The sequence below is a fragment of the Paraglaciecola arctica genome, from assembly GCF_018861065.1.
GTDB classification, from domain to species: Bacteria; Pseudomonadota; Gammaproteobacteria; order Enterobacterales; family Alteromonadaceae; genus Paraglaciecola; species Paraglaciecola arctica_B.
In genome coordinates this window covers 203,283-220,706 of sequence record NZ_JAHKQO010000007.1, presented here as the reverse complement: position 1 = coordinate 220,706, position 17,424 = coordinate 203,283, and the positions used below count along the sequence as shown (strand labels likewise).

The window sequence follows — 17,424 nt, the reverse complement described above, 5'->3', positions numbered from 1 at the left end:
AACACCACCGTTGAGGAGTGATCATTATGGGTCAAGATAAAACAGTTTTAGTGGAAGTAGATGCTTTCAGCGATATTGAAGATGCCGTAGAAAGAGAACTTGCCAAGGCTGAAAAAAAAGCCGAAGAACAGTTAGAAGACATTTTAGCCAATTCAGAAGACAAACCTAAAAACCTCGATGCAACCCAATTGTATTTAGGCGAAATTGGATTTTCCCCACTATTATCCGCAGAAGAAGAAGTCTACTTTTCACGAAGAGCCCTAAAAGGCGACGAAGCATCACGAAAACGTATGATCGTCAGCAATTTGCGTTTAGTTGTTAAAATAGCCAGACGTTATAATAATCGAGGTTTGGCATTACTTGATTTGATAGAAGAAGGAAATTTAGGCCTGATTAGAGCGGTCGAGAAATTTGATCCAGAGCGAGGATTTAGATTTTCAACCTATGCCACTTGGTGGATCAGACAAACCATAGAACGCGCCATAATGAACCAGACTCGCACAATTCGCTTGCCTATTCATGTAGTGAAAGAGTTAAATGTTTACCTACGTGCAGCCAGAGAGTTGGCACAAAAACTTGATCATGAACCTACCGCAGATGAAATTGCTGAATCACTAGATAAACCAGTTCACGACGTCACTAAAATGTTGCGATTAAATGAGAGGATCACCTCGGTAGACACCCCTATTGGTGGAGAAAATGACAAGGTTTTGTTAGATGTTATAGCTGATGATAGAGGCCATGGGCCTGAAGAAGATCTGCAAGATTCAGATATAAAACTAAATATTATTAGATGGTTAGAAGACTTAAATCCTAAACAGCGAGAAGTATTGGCAAGACGGTTTGGATTATTAGGTTATGAACCATCAACCTTAGAAAATGTAGGTATTGAAATTGGTCTGACGCGAGAAAGAGTACGCCAAATTCAAGTTGAAGCCTTGCGCCGACTCAGAGATATGCTGGGCCACAAAGGATTAGACCTAGAGGCTTTGTTTAATAAGCTTACTTAAACACGACTTTAGTTTTCTTGTCAAACTTCAAGACTTTACACATAAAAAGCCTCATTTCGAGGCTTTTTAAATTACAAAATTCACTTTCTAAATAACTACAATATACCAATGGCCGCAGCGTAATCTGGCTCTTGAGTAGTCTCAGCAACTTGTTCAGTGTGGATAACTGTACCCTTTTCATCAATCACCACTATGCTACGAGATAATAACCCTGCCAAAGGGCCGTCGCTAAAGTTGACACCATAATCCTTGCCAAAACTGCCTCTGAAACTGGAACCAGTAGCGACATTTTTTATTCCTTCTGCACCACAAAACCTTGCGGCTGCAAAAGGTAAGTCTGCAGACACGCATAATACTTTTGTATTACTTAGGTCGCTGGCTTTTTGATTAAAGGTCCGGACTGAAGTGGCGCATACTCCAGTGTCAACAGATGGAAAAATATTCAGGATAAGTTTTGAACCAGCATAGTCTGCTAATGTTGTTTCTGATAAATCAGTTTCTACTAACGTAAAGTCTGGAGCTTGAGTTCCAACTTTAGGTAACTCTCCTACTGTATTAAAGGCGTTGCCTTGCAATGTTACTGTAGCCATGTTTTATTCCTAAGATATCGAAGTAATAAGAAGGGTTATTGTAGCTGAAAAATACTCAACACATAATCACATAAACTTCGTGAGATAGTATTTACCAAAGTATCATTAATTTAAATTTTAAAAGACGCAATCCATGAACTCTAATTTACGATTAATCCTCTCAGCTATAATTTCCTTTAGTTTTTACTTTGTGTGGTCTTACTGGGCAAACAGTATGGCTACCGATAATCAGGCTTTGGTATTTAGATCTGCATTAGTACAAGGCACACTAAGCGCGACTATAACCATTTTGTTTACTTTTATATTGGAAAAATCGGTTGCTAAATTCGGCGAAAGTTACTTATCCCTAGTATTTGTTGTTCCCATTATCTGTACAGTACATTCCAAAACCTCTCAAAATATCGCTATTTTTAAGACCTTTAAAAATGCCCTAGACAATTCAGCCAAATACCTTAACAACAATGTTGTGCCTGGAACATTGTTGGCGCCACTGTTGCCTATTTCGATACAATCTAGCATTGCTATCGTTGTGAATTGGATCAACCAACCCCCCAACTTGTGGCTAACCGTTGCACCAAGCATTTTAATTACTGCTATTTACGGGTATGTGTACACTTTCACTTTATTATCGAAACCTAAACAGCCTGTTTTACAAGAGTAACAAAACGGTAGGCATAAGGGTTTAATGGTTCAGCTTGATGGGATTCATTTGCTAGTTCTTGCCATGCGTAGTCATTAGTATAGTTAGGAAAGTATGTGTCACCCTCTACATCCAAATCTATTTCGGTTAAATATAATCTATGGCAAAAGGCTAGAAAATGCTGATAAATAGTGCCTCCTCCAATGATCATCACTTCTGGAGACTCTATTTTCTGTTCATCGCAATAATTAGCTGCCACCTCAATCGCTTGTTCGCAACTATTGACTACTGTTGCATCGGACAACTCAAAATTGACATCAGAACTAATGACTATGTTCAGTCGCCCAGGCAAAGCTCTACCGATTGAAGCATAAGTTTTGCGGCCCATAATAATGGGTTTACCTAAGGTCACTTTCTTAAAATGTTTTAAATCTGCAGGCAAGTGCCAAGGCATAGCATTGTCAGCACCAATAACTCTATTATTAGCCATAGCCGCAATCATTGAAATTTGCATCATACGGGTGAGTTCTTTTTTAAGAATGGGATATGTGTGCAGTATATAAGAATTACAGCAAGCCAGAAATACGTTTCTGGCTCGTTTGTATTTTATTGAGAATTAACCTAACCCTTAGTATAAATAACTTCTACGCCAGAGTCGTCATCATCATCGTCGTCGAAGTCGTCATCATCATAGGCATCTTCTATGGTATCTTTATGGTAAGTATCCCATTTGAAACCTGTTTCTTCCTCAACCTCAGCTTCTTCCTCTTCAGGCATCTCTTCAATAAAGTCCATGGTTTTCATACACAATGCTTGCGTCCCAACTTTTTGGTATGCAGAAATTTGGAAATACTCGCCTTGCCATTCAAGCGCTTGTGCTATCTTTTCACATAATTCATCGACTTCGTCTTCAAGCAACAAATCGACTTTATTAAACACTAACCAACGTGGTTTAGCGGCTAACTTAGGGTTGTATTTTTCAAGCTCAGCAACGATTGCCTTAGCATTTTCGACTGGGTCCGAGCCGTCTGCGGGCATCAAATCGACCAAATGTAATAACACACGGCAGCGCTCTAAGTGTTTTAAAAATTGAATCCCTAAACCCGCCCCCTCAGCTGCACCTTCAATCAAACCGGGAATATCTGCAATAACAAAACTGCGCATTGAGTCCAAACGTACCACACCTAGGTTAGGTACGAGAGTCGTAAAGGGATAATCAGCCACTTTAGGTTTAGCGGCAGAAACACTACGGATAAAGGTAGATTTACCGGCGTTAGGCATTCCAAGTAAACCCACATCGGCAAGCAGCATCAGTTCTAGTTTTAGATTTCTGACTTCACCAGGAGTACCATCAGTTTTTTGTCTTGGCGCGCGATTAGTACTGGTTTTGAAACGTGCATTACCTAAACCATGATAACCACCTTGAGCCACCTTCATGCGCTGTTTATGTTTGGTCAAATCACCCAACACTTCACCGGTATCGCTATCAGTTGCTCGGGTTCCAACTGGCACTTTTATCTCTAAGTCTGCGCCACCTCTGCCAGTACAATTAGCGCTCTGACCTTTCTTACCATGTTCAGCACGGTGAAATCTTTCAAAACGGTAATCAATCAAAGTGTTTAAGTTTTCATCTGCGACCAAATAGACACTACCGCCATCACCACCATCGCCGCCATCAGGACCGCCATCAGGTACGTATTTTTCACGGCGAAAACCGACTACGCCATTACCGCCATTACCTGCATCAACACGGATATCAGCTTCATCTACAAATTTCATTACTCAATGACACCTTGATTGTTACTTATTTGAATCCAGTATAGTCTGTTGCATTCTTAATTGGATTCACTTTTTAGCTTTTCAACAAAAAGCCCCGCATAAAGCGGGGCTTTTATAAAATCTATGAACTATTGCTTATTAAGCAACAATGCTCACAAATTTACGATTTTTTGGACCTTTCACTTCAAACTGAACTTTACCATCAGATAAAGCAAATAAAGTATGGTCTTTACCGATACCCATGTTGTCTCCAGCGTGGAATTTAGTACCACGTTGACGAACAATAATGTTACCAGCTAGAACTGATTCACCACCGTAACGCTTAACACCTAGGCGTTTACTTTCTGAATCACGGCCGTTGTTAGTACTACCACCAGCTTTTTTATGTGCCATTTGTAACTACTCCTATTAAGCGCTAATACCAGTGATTTTCACTTCTGTGAACCACTGACGATGACCCATTTGGGTACGTGAATGTTTACGACGACGGAACTTAACGATTTTAACTTTATCGCCACGTCCATGCGTTACAACTTCAGCTGTAACTTTGCTACCACTTACAAAAGGGGTACCAATTTTAATATCATCACCATTGCTAACCATTAAGATGTCATCAAATTCTATTGACTCACCTGGAGCCACTTCGATTTTTTCTAGGCGAAGGGTTTGACCTTCAGCCACACGGTGTTGTTTGCCACCACTTTGGAAAACCGCGTACATAATTAAACTCCGCACTGTGTCACTTGACACTTATATTCATAAAACAGGCGGCGGATTGTACGTGAACACATACCACCGATCAAGCACATTCCTGAATTAATTTGGTTAAATATCAAACGTTTTAGTTTCGTCCTAAATTTTTCGCTCTACAGGGCCAAAGTGACACTGGATACCCCCATAAATATCTGTAAAATCCACGTGCTGAACAACATCACATAACTGAATTCGATTTAGAAATAGGTAATCACGGCAGTATGAAATTAGAAACAATTAATCAACTAGCTCATGACGATATGCTGGCAGTTAACGGCCTCATTCAACAACAAGTTGATTCAGATGTATCCTTAATTAATCAATTAGGTTTTTATATTGTCAATAGTGGCGGCAAACGTTTAAGGCCTCTGTTAACTGTACTCGCAGCTAGAGCGCTTAACATTAAAACAACTCAGCATCATACTCTTGCCGCTATAATCGAATTTATTCATACCGCTACCCTACTCCATGACGATGTAGTTGACGAGTCAACTATGCGTCGCGGTAAAGAAACCGCCAACGCAGTATTTGGTAATCAAGCCAGCGTTTTGGTGGGTGACTTTCTTTACACACGTTCATTTCAAATGATGGTGAGTTTGCAACGCATGCGTGTCATGGAAATATTATCGAACGCGACTAATGTCATTGCTGAGGGTGAGGTTCTGCAATTAATGAACTGTAACGACCCTGATACCAGCGAAGAAAGTTATATGCAGGTAATTTATAGTAAAACTGCTCGCCTATTTGAAGCCGCCACTTTACTCGCGGCTGTGCTTACTGAACAAGATGAAAAAATTGAACTTGCCATGCAAGCCTATGGCAAATATTTAGGTACTGCATTTCAGTTAGTAGATGACATCCTCGACTACGCAGCGGACCCAGAAGAAATGGGAAAAAACGTTGGTGATGATTTAGCCGAAGGTAAACCCACGCTGCCACTACTGTATGCGATGTGGCGTGGCACTGAGCAGCAACAAGCGTTGATAAAAGAGGCAATAGAAACAGGAAATGGCTTAGAACACTTTACTGAGATAATGACGGCCATGGAACAAACCGGCGCACTAAATTACACCAAAAAACTTGCGATCGAAGCGTCAGAGAAAGCCATTAAGTCTTTAGGTGCTGTGCCAGACTCTGACTATAAAACTGCACTAATTGGGTTGGCACAAATTGCTGTTGAGCGTGCGGCTTAAATTATTTAATTCTAACACCCCGAACAATACTCATTGATTACGCTACAGTTCGAATTGGGATAAACCCAATTCGAACTGTATTCATAAAAGATTACTTTTTATCTAATTTTACTCTGCCACTTACAGTAGATACATTCACTTTAGCGCTACCACCATTCAAAGAAAACTTTAACCAACGATTCGGTCCATATTTAGCCTTTTGAATTTTGTCGTCAGATAAATTGTTAGTAATACGTCCACCTGCATGGCCTTCAATATCAAACCTTGCAGAAACATCGCGCTGTAGATACAAATAAATCGAACCACCCACAGACGAGGCTTCAATCTCGCCATTTTTAAGCAATTCAAGTTTTGCCTCTATCGAACCATTAACCGTATCCATATCTAACTGATTAACCTGTCCAAGATCCAACTCAATGTCACCGTTAACGGTTTCTACCTTAATATCTCCACTTTCGCTAGTTACTTCTATATCGCCATTTACAGACTCATAAGAGTCTTCTTTTCCTTTAGAACTTCGAGAATCGATCGCGCCGTTTACAGTGTTTATTTTAACATCCCCTTCTAAACTATCGGCAGAGATTCGACCATTGACTGATTCTAAACGGATGCGACCCGCTAACTTTTTCGCCTCTATTGCACCATTAACTGTCTCTACCACGGCGCCACCAAGCACTTCCTCTATTTCAACGTCGGCGTTAACCGCGCTGTAATACACTTTACTTTGACGGGGCACGAATATTTCTAATTCGTCACCATCATCTGCTCCCCAATTACCCCAACCTTTATTATTTTTAATTTTGACTTTAATAAGCACTTCGTTATCGTCTTGCTCAAAGATGAACTTCTCGGTTCTATCACTTAAAGTACCCTTAACTTTCACCTCGGATTTGTCCCAAGAAATCACTTTAGCAGAACCATTTACATGTTCGATTTGCACATAAGGTTTTGTTGACACCTCCAATGAACGGTCAATCTTTTCTTCAGCTAGTACAGCCCAACTCAAACCTAACAACCCAGCAAAAACCCATAACTTTTTCATTCTATTACTCCTAAAAATTCAGCACTTAAATTTGCGACATCTGTTGCCATTTCGGTGAATGCACGCGCTCAATTAAATTAATTTGTTGTTGATGTACACTTTGCAGCATCTTTAATAACGCCATGTTGTTTGGCTCATTTTCCAACGCCATTTTTATCGCTTCTGCCGCTGCATCTAATTCTGTGAGTTGTGTCTGCCAATTCTGAGTCAGTGCGGGTTGGTCTTGAAACCTAACCAAAAGTGCATTTTTTTGTTCTTGATGCTGCGCACTAAGTGACGCAACCAACTCGTTACCGGTTAACGAAACCTGCTGCTGATTAACTGATAACCAGCCAATTAAACCAAAAACTGCAACCGTTGCTGCAACCAAGTACATTTTTTTACCCACCACCACATGAGACGACTCTGATGCGTCACTCGACAGTGCCAACTCTATGCCAGGCCATAAGTCTCTATCCGGTTGTTGATCTTTTTCTAAGTCGGCTAGTTGCTCCGCTAGCGCCCTATCAAAATTAGCATCACTCATATCCCATCCACTCCTTCAACAACTGTTTGGCGCGGTGAAATTGCGCTTTACTCGATCCCACAGCCATATCCGTCATCGACGCAATTTCTTCATGTCGATATCCTTCAATTGCATGTAACACAAACACAATTCTCGCTCTTTCTGGCAGTCTTACGACATAACTCTCAATATCAACACTACTGCTTGACACTTCTGCCTCTGTATTCATGGCCACAGAGTCCTCAATATTAAACATCTTCTGTAACCAGCCTTTTTGCTTGCGTATGTAAGAAATAGTGATATTTGATGTCACCGTATGTAGCCAAGTTGAAAATTTACTGTCGCCTTTAAAATTACCGATTTTTCGCCACAACTGAATAAACACTTCCTGTGTTGCATCTTCTGCTAGCGTTTTTTCACCCGTTAGCCGAAAACAGAGTCCATACACTTGCCCTATATATTCTTGATACAATCGGTTATAAGCTTGTTTGTCTCCGCCCTGCACCGCTTTTATTAAGTCCCACTCACTTTGAGAGGCAAACTTATGTTGGGCAGCAACGACATTTCCTTGTGTAGTCAATCTAACGTCTTATTCTTGTTGTGTTAAAAGATTAGTCGCAGAGTAAATCACAAAGGTTTAAAGCACAAAAATAAAAAATATAATTAGTGAGAATAGTTATGAAGATCATTGGGTTATATGCAGGAAAATTAAATCACATAGGTGAAAAACGCAGTGCAACTGGTATTTACAAACAATCAGTTAACCAAGTAACTGTAGATGAATTAGGTATTCAAGGCGATATTCAGGCTGACAAGCGTTTTCATGGTGGGCCAGAGAAAGCGCTGCATCAATATGCCTTAAGAAGTTATGAAAAGATCATCAAACGATATCCACTTTTACATCGTAAAGCTAAACCTGGAATGATAGGCGAAAATATCAGTGCCCAAGATATGAATGAACACAACGTATGTATCGGCGATATCTACAACTTAGGCACAGCCATACTACAAGTGAGTTCACCGCGAATACCCTGTTGGAAAATAGACGCAAGATTCAATCAACCCGATTTAAACCGCTTTATCAGCGAACAAAGACTAAATGGCTGGTACTACCGAGTATTACAAGGTGGTGACATTGCCATCCAAGATGAATTCCAATTACAACAACGACCTAACCCACATATTACGGTAGATACTATGCTTAAAGTTATTCATGGGTTGGCTGATGACCCAACAATTGAATTGGCAACTCATGCAGTTGGACTTGACCCACAATGGCAAAGTCGACTACAAAACAAATACCATTTGGCTTAATAAAGAGAGACAAATAATGGAACAAAATTTACTAGAAAAAACCGGTAAAACACTCGAGCAATGGAAACAGTTACTGGCACAACAGACTTTTAGTAAACATGGTGAATATATGTCTTTTCTTAAAAAAGATCATGGCATTACCCATGGATTCGCAAATTTCATTACCTTGAAATTTCGTGAAGCCGATGCCGCGTCATTTGACGCGGATGATTTGGTTGTTAACCAATATAAAGGTAAAGAAAACCTTAAACCTATATTTGATAAGTTACTGGCAGCCATCACTCAATTGGGAGCAGATATCGAAGTCGCCCCGAAAAAATCGGCAGTAAGCTTGAGGGTTAAAAGGCAATTCGCACTAATTCAACCATCAACTAAAAAACGTATCGATTTAGGTTTGAAACTAAATGACACACCTTTTACCGATAAGCTTGAATCATCTGGTCCGTTTGGGACTATGTGCAGCCATAGAGTACAAATTACCGAAATAGATCAAATCGACGATGAATTGTTGCAGTGGCTGAAAGTTGCTTATGAACAAGCAAAGTAGCGAAATTACGATAACAACAGACATAAAAAAACACCGCTAAAATAGCGGTGTTTTTAAATTGATACTCAAAAGGCGATTAAGCTTCTTGAATGATAATCAACTTGATAGTGGTAGTCACTTCTGAGTGAATTTGCAAATCGATATCGAATTCGCCAGTTTCACGTAAAGTACCAACAGGTAATTTAACTTCAGATTTAGAAACTTCAACACCAGCAGCAGTAATTGCAGCAGCTATGTCGCGAGTACCGACAGAACCAAACAACTTACCTTCATCACCAGCTGGAGAAGCGATAGTCACTTCACCTAAACCAGCAATCTTATCTGCACGAGCCTGTGCTGCAGCTAGTTGGTCAGCAATTTTTGCTTCCAACTCAGCACGGCGCTGTTCAAATTTTTCAACGTTTACTTTAGTAGCGGGAACTGCTTTACCTTGTGGGAACAAGAAGTTACGCGCGTAACCTGATTTTACAGTGACTTTGTCACCCAAGCCGCCTAGGTTTGCGATCTTGTCTAATAGTATGATTTCCATCTTTGCTACCTATCGATTACTTGTGAGAATCAGTATATGGAAGCAACGCCAAGAAGCGCGCACGCTTAATTGCAGTTGACAACTGACGCTGATATTTCGCGCTAGTTCCAGTGATACGGCTAGGTACAATTTTACCACTTTCAGTGATGTAGTTTTTCAACATTGCGATGTCTTTGTAATCAATCTCAGCAACACCTTCAGCAGAAAAACGACAGAACTTACGACGTCTGAAAAAACGAGCCATTATTCGCCTCCTTCTTGTGCGTCTGCAGCTTCAGCTGGTGCTTCTGTAGCAGGAGCAGCGGCTGGCTTGTCATATGATTTTTCTTCACGTTTTTCACGACGTTCTTCTTTAGCCATTGGAGACTGTTCAGTCACAGCAGCTTTAGTACGCATAACTAGGTTACGCAAAACAACATCATTAAAACGGAAAGCAGTTTCTAGTTCTTCAACAGCGTCAGCAGTCGCTTCAGCGTTAATTAAAACATAGTGTGCTTTATGAAGTTTATCGATTGGGTAAGCCAATTGACGACGGCCCCAATCTTCCAAGCGGTGAATAACCCCGCCTTCTTGGGTAAGAATTCCAGTATAACGCTCGATCATACCTGGAACTTGTTCACTCTGGTCAGGGTGAACCATAAATACGATTTCATAATGACGCATATATGTTGCTCCTCACGGTTGTAGCCTCGACAGCACAGTCAAACTGTATAGAGACAAGGAACTAAAAGTAGTGACTGATTTAAGCGGCGCGGATTGTATATAAACTGGACTTTTTGTACAAGTTTTATTTAGCTTTTAGCCACTAAAAAGGCAATTTTTCAAGGATTTAAGCGTAATTTACTTGTGAGCCACGTAAAAACACAAGTTTCACAGAATAGATAATACTGCTAAAGCGTCACTATCTGTTGAAACATCACTATTGTCGAAGCCTCGTCATTTACAAAACGCCATACCATTTGCAAAACGTCATCCCATTTACAAAACGTCATTCCATTTACAAAACGTCATTCCGGCAGTCTTTCGAGCCGGAATCTGGTGGGTTTACCTCAAAAGAATTCATATATTGAACAAACCCAAAACTTGCGCAAACGCTTACCCGCCTCCATGCGATTTTTGACTCACCTACCCTTTGAACCAGTTACTTTTCTAGCGCAGTTCAGCAAAGACTTCCGGATGCTGCTCTGCAATTCTAAGAAATGCTATTACTGGACCTTGAGGGCTTCTGCGTCCTCGCTCCCAATCCTGAATTGTCTGTATGCTCACACCAAGCAACACAGCAAAAGCAGATTGTGATAATTTTAATTTTGACCTGATTATTTTAGGTTTAGATCGTTCAGACAATTCAGTTATTTTGACTTAGGCATCGCCATTTTTGAGTTGTTTAATCTCATTTAATCCTGCAAGAATTTCTAATCCAAAGTCACGATCATTCATGGCCGATTGCCTCCGCTATTTGTTTTAATACGTTAATAGAAATTATTGAATTCAGAACAATTATCAACCCCCCTTAATAATTTCTTAGTAACGAAGCCTTACTAAACTCTCTATCGGCAAAACCGATGCTTTTTTCCTGAGTGGTTTCGCCACCAGTCCCGCCTATAAAGTTGCAGCACAAAAGGGCTTATCTGAGCGAAAGTTGTAGGGAGCATTTGTAGCGACCCTAAAATAAGTCTTTTTGCGCGGTTAAGAACTTTAGTAGCGCCGGCATTTTCTGGATACTGTTTTTGCTGTTGTAAAAGAGTATCTGGCTCGAATGAATTCGAGTCAAAAACTGGCATGACGCCAGTAAGCGAGAGCGATTGCCTTTATTCCTAAGCCAAAGAGTTATTAATAAAGAACTATTTAGACACCCTTGATAATTTAGCGGCCAAAACCGATTGAAATTAGCAAAGCTAAACAGTTGTTAAATAAGGGGAATTGGTGCGCCCAGAGAGATTCGAACTCCCGACCAACTGGTTCGAAGCCAGTTACTCTATCCAGCTGAGCTATAGGCGCTACGCAGATGAGCGAAGGATATTAGCATAACTTTAGCCTTGTTCCAGCACTATTCCTTAATCAAAATAAAATTAAACAAATTCGTTAGTTTTTTAGACAAAACCATGGCAAACATTAGGTTATTACTTTTGGATGTTTTTTGAACTGCTGCTAATTATGAAATGTACTTCCGTGCTTTTGATCAGAAATAGCAGCCAATAACCATCCCATAGTTTGAACCAGATCTCTAAGCTAGAACCGCTGGCGAGTCCCCAGTTAGCATAAGCACATGCATTGAAACAACTGAGCGGCAGCGAGTTGCATTTGTTTACAATAGGTATCAAATCGCAGCAGAAATGCCGAGTTAGGGTGATTACTATCTGGGTCACTACTTTTTACCCAATAGGAAAACTAATGGCAAAACAATCTGTATTTTCTGCACTATCTGCATTAACCGCCGCATTTATGTGTGCAAGTTTAACTGGCTGTAACGACAACATATTTCTTCTGAACGGCGAACATCATGTGCTCGTATTTCAAGACGATCAAGCCATTAGCTGCGAAGATAACAGCGCAATCCCTGTAAAAACCCACGGAAAATTGCTGATTGATGAAAACATCGAATTGCACTGCGCCCAAAAAGGTAGTGATGGTATAAGCTATATTCAGTCGTGCGGGGCGCAAACGGGCTCTATAAATATCTTTACCATTCATTTTAAGGATTTATCCTCGGCAGAATCGCTAGGTTTTTCAAGATTATCTACACTGCCAGACGCGCAATTTGACGAGCATTGCGAATACAATGTGATTTCAGATTCGAGAAAAAATGGACTACTTAAGCAACTCGATGAACAATCGGCTATTTGGCAAGCTAATAAAACAGCAAGTTATCAATTTCGATTTCATATGAATTTTAGTGACTGCCCGACTTTTGTCCCAACTCCGACTGTTACTATTAAGGTAGTAGATGACGTAATCAATTCGGTATACGATTTAGATAACGAAACTTTTTTAAGCAACATTGCAGATTATCAAACCCTAGATGAACTGTTCGCTGACTTGCAGTTAAGGCTAAAACTCATGCCTATGGCAGCGGGCTTAAGTAGCAGCGAACCCACAAAATTACCAAGCTTCTATGCTACTGGAATGTTTCAACAATACTTTATAGACACCGCTACTAACGCATGTGATGCGGCAAACTATAGATTGAGTGATCTTGAGTTACTTTAAGACAAAGTAAATTTAACTCAAATTATTTAGAGTGAGGCATATTGAAAACCTTAATACGCCTCACCTTAGTTATCTACCCGACACCTTCTCTTCACTTTCTAACAATCTCCACACCAAACCAACCCCCACTGAATAAGTGTTTTTATCCAAAAATAGAGGACTATCTTCATTCGCGGCTCCCGTATGCATTGATGTACTGGCACCAACAAACATCCTAATGTTTTCTGTGGCATTGAAAGAGACACTGAGCAATAGACGAGTGCCTAAGTAGCCACCTTTTGCATCATAGGCTGGGCGTTGCTCTGTCGCAAACTCTTGGTCAACTTGATAAAAATAGTCATGTAATTTTTCGCTGGCCCAAGTAGGTGATAATCCAATAGATAACGCGGTTTTTTCGCTTAACCAGCCTTTTTGGCGATAAATAAACTCTGGCTGAAACACATAGCCTCTTTTATTAATGCTAGAAAAGTCAGTTGAAAACGCGGCTCGAGTTTGCAGATTAACAAATAACTCTCCACGACCATGCTCCGCAAATTCAAACTTGGACAGTCGCATTTTAAGCTGCGGCCCAAGTTCAAAAATAAAATCTAAATCTGGCATGCCGCTTCGCGCTACGTTTTCATCTGAGTCAGAGCCAAATGACGCAGACAATGATAAATCCAATTCATACCAACTTTTATCAACGGCCACAGCCCGAACAATAGAACCATCACCAATACGCAAGGTTTTACCTCGGTATACAAAATATGGAGAGGGAATCACGTTAGTTTGATTTTTATCCGCAGCCGGGTATTCTGGCGCATTGAACGCTGCAGCAAATATACCTGCTTCCCAAACAGGGCGCATATCATCTTCTAGAGAAATTTCCTGTTGTGCTTTGACATTGTCACTTAAAGTAACGATTAATAATACAAACCAATATTTCACTAAATAAAGTCGACCATGTTCTGCTACCAAAATTACCCCTTAAAATTAAGTTCTATGAATAGTAAACGGATAGGCTGTCTATCCTATGTCAAATTTATGCTAGAAAACATCGCATTTATTTCACTTTTTTATAAAAAAAGCCTTGAGATCACTTCTGCTAACCCCATCTCTGGACGCAGAACAAAGTTCTATTACAACAGAATTCTAAGCAGGCGATGAGTCTTCTGCTTAATTAGCGCCTTTAAATAGAAGGCATAAAATATCATTAACATTGGAATTTTCAGGAGATTTGAAAATGGCAATTCGTCCTTTAAACGATCGCGTTATCGTTAAGCGTCACGAACAAGAAAGCAAATCTGCAGGTGGCATAGTATTGACAGGCTCTGCAGCAGAAAAATCAACTCGCGGTGAAGTTATCGCTGTGGGTAATGGTCGTGTACTAGACAACGGCGACGTTAAAGCCGTCGACGTAAAAATTGGCGACATCGTAATCTTTAACGATGGATATGGCGTGAAAACTGAAAAGTTAGACGGCGAAGAAGTGCTTATCCTTAGCGAAAGCGACATTCTAGCAGTAGTTGAATAACTCCATCCATTAACAGAATTTTAGAGGAATAATTATCATGGCAGCTAAAGAAGTACGTTTTTCTGATGACGCTCGCGTAAAAATGCTAGCAGGCGTTAACGTTCTTGCTAACGCAGTAAAAGTAACCTTAGGTCCTAAAGGCCGTAACGTAGTATTAGACAAATCATTTGGTGCCCCAACTATCACTAAAGATGGTGTATCAGTAGCCAAAGAAATCGAATTAGAAGATAAATTCGAAAACATGGGTGCACAAATGGTTAAAGAAGTGGCGTCTAAAGCAAATGACGAAGCCGGTGACGGTACCACTACTGCAACTGTACTAGCTCAAGCCATTGTTGCTGAAGGTTTAAAATCAGTTGCTGCGGGCATGAACCCAATGGATCTTAAGCGCGGTATCGACAAAGCAGTTACTGTTGCAGTTGAAGAACTAAAAGCCCTTTCTGTACCTTGTGCCGACAGCAAAGCTATCGCTCAAGTAGGGACTATCTCTGCTAACTCTGATTCAGAAGTAGGCGACCTAATCGCTGAAGCAATGGACAAAGTAGGCAAAGAAGGTGTTATCACTGTTGAAGAAGGTCAATCTCTACAAAACGAATTAGACGTTGTAGAAGGTATGCAATTCGACCGTGGTTACTTATCACCGTACTTCATGAACAACCAAGAAAACGGTACGGTTGAACTAGACAACCCTTTCATGCTTTTAGTTGACAAAAAAGTCTCTAATATTCGTGAATTGTTGCCAACTCTTGAAGCGGTAGCAAAAGCCTCTAAGCCTTTGTTAATTATTGCTGAAGATGTTGAAGGCGAAGCCCTAGCAACACTAGTAGTAAACAACATGCGTGGCATTGTTAAAGTTGCTGCTGTTAAAGCCCCTGGTTTTGGTGACCGTCGTAAAGCGATGCTTCAAGACATTGCTACTCTAACCGGTGGTACTGTGATTTCTGAAGAAATCGGTCTAGAGCTTGAAAAAGTCACCCTAGAAGACCTAGGTACAGCTAAACGTGTTGTTATCAACAAAGACAACACTACTGTAGTTGACGGTGCTGGCGACGAAGACGCAATCAAAGGTCGCGTTGCACAAATTCGCGCTCAAATCGAAGAATCAACGTCTGACTACGACAAAGAAAAACTTCAAGAACGTTTGGCTAAACTAGCTGGCGGTGTAGCAGTAATTAAAGTAGGTGCTGCCACTGAAGTTGAAATGAAAGAGAAAAAAGACCGTGTTGAAGATGCGCTTCACGCAACTCGTGCTGCCGTTGAAGAAGGCGTAGTAGCAGGTGGTGGCGTAGCATTGGTTCGCGCCGCTGCTAAAGTTGGCGATCTAGAAGGTGACAACGAAGATCAAACTCATGGTATCAAATTAGCACTACGTGCGATGGAAGCACCGCTTCGTCAAATCGCAGCTAACGCTGGTGCAGAAGCATCTGTCGTGACTAACGCTGTTAAAAATGGCGAAGGTAACTTCGGTTACAATGCCGGTAACGACACTTACGGCGACATGTTAGAAATGGGTATTCTTGACCCAACTAAAGTGACTCGCTCTGCACTTCAGTTTGCCGCATCAATCGCAAGCTTGATGATCACCACTGAAGCTATGATTGCTGACGCACCTAAAGATGAAGCTGCAGCACCTGCAATGCCTGATATGGGCGGCATGGGTGGTATGGGCGGAATGGGCGGAATGATGTAATTTTACTGGTCTAAAATGTTGATCACGGCGTTGTTGTTTCGCTCACGTACAAACAAAACGTACGTTACGCTCATAACGCCTTGTACTAAACGTTTTATTCTGCGTAAAACATAACGCTTATTTAGCTATGTAAAAACGAAAGCCCGAATAGCAATATTCGGGCTATTTATTATTTTTATCTCGGGTCTTAACGAATATCTCCAAGCCCTACCGATTAAGTTTTAACTATTTAAACACCAAGGGATACCAACTTCCCAGTGTTATACCAAACAAACCAATTAAGAATATTGCCGTAAATAACAAGAGTAAACTAGTAGTGGTATAAATAAGCCAAGGCTGTTTACTCTTACGAGCATGCCTAATCAATTCAGCAAATAGCAAAGGGAATACGTAAGATAATATAGTTACAACCACAACTGTAGGCCCGGTAAAATCCTTGGTGTTTACACCTAATGGTCCAAATACCATAAACCATGCATATATCATTAATCGAAAAAACAACACGCCATTAGCCGCCAAAAATAAACGTATGGCCCAAATTTGATGTAAGGCTATGTTGCGACGGCGGGCAGCCAACACAGCAAAAGTACTACTCACTAACACCACAGCCCCACTGAAAACTGTTAGTGTGTGCATAAAGGCATTACCAACTGTACCTCTAACAAATATCAAATACATACCCGCTATAGAAATAGTACAAGCTAATAGGACAAAAAGTCGGCCATTGTAACGATGAAATGTCTTAAAGTGAGTTCGCTGGCCAGAAATCAATTGCAAGCTCCCCCCTAAAATCATAATGATTGCTAACAAAACATGTAAGGCATACATAGAATTACCCACTGAATCGCCAGTTACGTGTGCCGAGTTATTAAAACGATTCATTTCAGACAGCTCACCAGAAAAGCTTGTTATCCCGTAACCCAAGCTTAAATATGCAACAAAAACAACTTGTGCAAGAATTAAACTAATAAACCAGGCTTTTTGACTAAAGGCTAAAATTTTAAGTGATTGGGGTGTGCCTTGAAAAGTTGACATCCTCTTTCCTTTCTAACGAATAATGTGTTCAAGAATAGGGAAATGAATAATGGATTCTTATCAAATTCAGAATTTGA

The 17,424-nt window shown here is 40.5% G+C and carries 22 protein-coding genes and 1 tRNA gene; 8 read left to right on the top strand and 15 right to left on the bottom strand.

The features are described 5' to 3' along the window. Nucleotides 1–26 precede the first annotated feature (26 nt). Entirely contained in the window at nt 27–1,010 is a 984-nt protein-coding gene (gene rpoS / locus KO534_RS03170) for an RNA polymerase sigma factor RpoS (RefSeq protein ID WP_215927167.1), read from the top strand. A 95-nt stretch (nt 1,011–1,105) separates the two neighbouring features. On the opposite strand, the gene tpx is transcribed toward rpoS, so the two are convergent. Next, nucleotides 1,106–1,600, bottom strand: a complete 495-nt coding sequence (gene tpx / locus KO534_RS03165) for a thiol peroxidase (RefSeq protein ID WP_215927165.1) — start codon at nt 1,598–1,600, stop codon at nt 1,106–1,108. A 214-nt stretch (nt 1,601–1,814) separates the two neighbouring features. Between tpx and KO534_RS03160 the strand changes: the two genes are divergently transcribed. Further along, a complete protein-coding gene (locus KO534_RS03160; RefSeq protein WP_252731927.1) occupies nt 1,815–2,261 on the top strand; it encodes a hypothetical protein in 447 nt (148 codons plus the stop codon). Here KO534_RS03160 and folA read toward each other — a convergent pair. The 4 genes from folA to rplU all read right to left on the bottom strand — a co-directional run bounded on the left by folA (nt 2,236) and on the right by rplU (nt 4,739). Continuing rightward, nucleotides 2,236–2,757 carry a type 3 dihydrofolate reductase gene (gene folA / locus KO534_RS03155; RefSeq protein ID WP_252731926.1) on the bottom strand — a complete coding sequence of 174 codons (522 nt, stop codon included), beginning with the start codon at nt 2,755–2,757 and terminating at the stop codon, nt 2,236–2,238. The two genes, KO534_RS03160 and folA, sit on opposite strands and share 26 nt — an antisense overlap. Nucleotides 2,758–2,861: 104 nt before the next feature. Further along, nucleotides 2,862–4,019, bottom strand: coding sequence for an Obg family GTPase CgtA (cgtA, locus tag KO534_RS03150; RefSeq protein ID WP_215927161.1), 1,158 nt, complete (start codon nt 4,017–4,019; stop codon nt 2,862–2,864). Nucleotides 4,020–4,157: 138 nt separating this feature from the next. Further along, nucleotides 4,158–4,412, bottom strand: a complete 255-nt coding sequence (gene rpmA / locus KO534_RS03145; protein ID WP_215927159.1) for a 50S ribosomal protein L27 — start codon at nt 4,410–4,412, stop codon at nt 4,158–4,160. Between the two features lie 15 nt (nt 4,413–4,427). After that, nucleotides 4,428–4,739, bottom strand: a complete 312-nt coding sequence (gene rplU, locus KO534_RS03140; RefSeq protein WP_215927157.1) for a 50S ribosomal protein L21 — start codon at nt 4,737–4,739, stop codon at nt 4,428–4,430. Between the two features lie 254 nt (nt 4,740–4,993). Here rplU and ispB point away from each other — a divergent pair, with 254 nt between their 5' ends. Then, nucleotides 4,994–5,965: an octaprenyl diphosphate synthase gene (ispB, locus tag KO534_RS03135; protein ID WP_215927155.1), complete on the top strand. Its 972-nt coding sequence runs from the start codon at nt 4,994–4,996 to the stop codon at nt 5,963–5,965. Nucleotides 5,966–6,056: 91 nt separating this feature from the next. On the opposite strand, the gene KO534_RS03130 is transcribed toward ispB, so the two are convergent. Genes KO534_RS03130 through KO534_RS03120 form a run of 3 tightly spaced genes read right to left on the bottom strand, consistent with a single transcriptional unit; the run spans nt 6,057 to nt 8,092 of the window. Beyond that, nucleotides 6,057–7,007 carry a DUF4097 family beta strand repeat-containing protein gene (locus KO534_RS03130; protein WP_215927152.1) on the bottom strand — a complete coding sequence of 317 codons (951 nt, stop codon included), beginning with the start codon at nt 7,005–7,007 and terminating at the stop codon, nt 6,057–6,059. A 25-nt stretch (nt 7,008–7,032) separates the two neighbouring features. Continuing rightward, nucleotides 7,033–7,533, bottom strand: coding sequence for a hypothetical protein (locus tag KO534_RS03125; protein ID WP_215927150.1), 501 nt, complete (start codon nt 7,531–7,533; stop codon nt 7,033–7,035). Beyond that, entirely contained in the window at nt 7,526–8,092 is a 567-nt protein-coding gene (locus KO534_RS03120; protein WP_215927148.1) for an RNA polymerase sigma factor, read from the bottom strand. Before KO534_RS03120 ends, KO534_RS03125 begins: the two co-directional genes overlap by 8 nt. A 98-nt stretch (nt 8,093–8,190) precedes the next feature. Here KO534_RS03120 and KO534_RS03115 point away from each other — a divergent pair, with 98 nt between their 5' ends. Further along, entirely contained in the window at nt 8,191–8,826 is a 636-nt protein-coding gene (locus KO534_RS03115; protein ID WP_215927146.1) for an MOSC domain-containing protein, read from the top strand. Between the two features lie 16 nt (nt 8,827–8,842). Continuing rightward, the gene (locus KO534_RS03110; RefSeq protein WP_215927144.1) at nt 8,843–9,373 is read left to right on the top strand and encodes a DUF5655 domain-containing protein; all 531 of its coding nucleotides are present in this window, start codon (nt 8,843–8,845) and stop codon (nt 9,371–9,373) included. Between the two features lie 76 nt (nt 9,374–9,449). Here the strand turns inward: KO534_RS03110 and rplI are convergent, their stop codons facing one another. The 5 genes from rplI to KO534_RS03085 all read right to left on the bottom strand — a co-directional run bounded on the left by rplI (nt 9,450) and on the right by KO534_RS03085 (nt 11,900). Further along, complete coding sequence (gene rplI, locus KO534_RS03105) at nt 9,450–9,902, bottom strand: 50S ribosomal protein L9 (protein ID WP_215927142.1); 453 nt, start codon at nt 9,900–9,902, stop codon at nt 9,450–9,452. 16 nt (nt 9,903–9,918) lie between these two features. Further along, the gene (rpsR, locus tag KO534_RS03100) at nt 9,919–10,146 is read right to left on the bottom strand and encodes a 30S ribosomal protein S18 (RefSeq protein ID WP_215927140.1); all 228 of its coding nucleotides are present in this window, start codon (nt 10,144–10,146) and stop codon (nt 9,919–9,921) included. Next, entirely contained in the window at nt 10,146–10,565 is a 420-nt protein-coding gene (gene rpsF, locus KO534_RS03095; RefSeq protein ID WP_215927138.1) for a 30S ribosomal protein S6, read from the bottom strand. Before rpsF ends, rpsR begins: the two co-directional genes overlap by 1 nt. Nucleotides 10,566–11,051: 486 nt before the next feature. Next, nucleotides 11,052–11,246 carry a helix-turn-helix domain-containing protein gene (locus tag KO534_RS23590; protein WP_289848634.1) on the bottom strand — a complete coding sequence of 65 codons (195 nt, stop codon included), beginning with the start codon at nt 11,244–11,246 and terminating at the stop codon, nt 11,052–11,054. Nucleotides 11,247–11,823: 577 nt separating this feature from the next. Continuing rightward, a tRNA-Arg gene (locus tag KO534_RS03085) sits at nt 11,824–11,900 on the bottom strand. Nucleotides 11,901–12,293: 393 nt separating this feature from the next. On the opposite strand from KO534_RS03085, the gene KO534_RS03080 reads away from it, so the two are divergent. Further along, nucleotides 12,294–13,109: a hypothetical protein gene (locus KO534_RS03080; protein WP_215927130.1), complete on the top strand. Its 816-nt coding sequence runs from the start codon at nt 12,294–12,296 to the stop codon at nt 13,107–13,109. A gap of 69 nt (nt 13,110–13,178) precedes the next feature. On the opposite strand, the gene KO534_RS03075 is transcribed toward KO534_RS03080, so the two are convergent. Continuing rightward, nucleotides 13,179–14,066 carry a MipA/OmpV family protein gene (locus KO534_RS03075; RefSeq protein WP_252731925.1) on the bottom strand — a complete coding sequence of 296 codons (888 nt, stop codon included), beginning with the start codon at nt 14,064–14,066 and terminating at the stop codon, nt 13,179–13,181. Nucleotides 14,067–14,331: 265 nt separating this feature from the next. Here KO534_RS03075 and KO534_RS03070 point away from each other — a divergent pair, with 265 nt between their 5' ends. Next, the gene (locus KO534_RS03070) at nt 14,332–14,622 is read left to right on the top strand and encodes a co-chaperone GroES (RefSeq protein WP_007622844.1); all 291 of its coding nucleotides are present in this window, start codon (nt 14,332–14,334) and stop codon (nt 14,620–14,622) included. 37 nt (nt 14,623–14,659) lie between these two features. Next, nucleotides 14,660–16,312, top strand: a complete 1,653-nt coding sequence (gene groL, locus KO534_RS03065; protein WP_215927128.1) for a chaperonin GroEL — start codon at nt 14,660–14,662, stop codon at nt 16,310–16,312. A 225-nt stretch (nt 16,313–16,537) separates the two neighbouring features. Here the strand turns inward: groL and KO534_RS03060 are convergent, their stop codons facing one another. Beyond that, entirely contained in the window at nt 16,538–17,347 is an 810-nt protein-coding gene (locus tag KO534_RS03060) for a DUF2306 domain-containing protein (RefSeq protein ID WP_215927126.1), read from the bottom strand. Nucleotides 17,348–17,424: the final 77 nt, after the last annotated feature.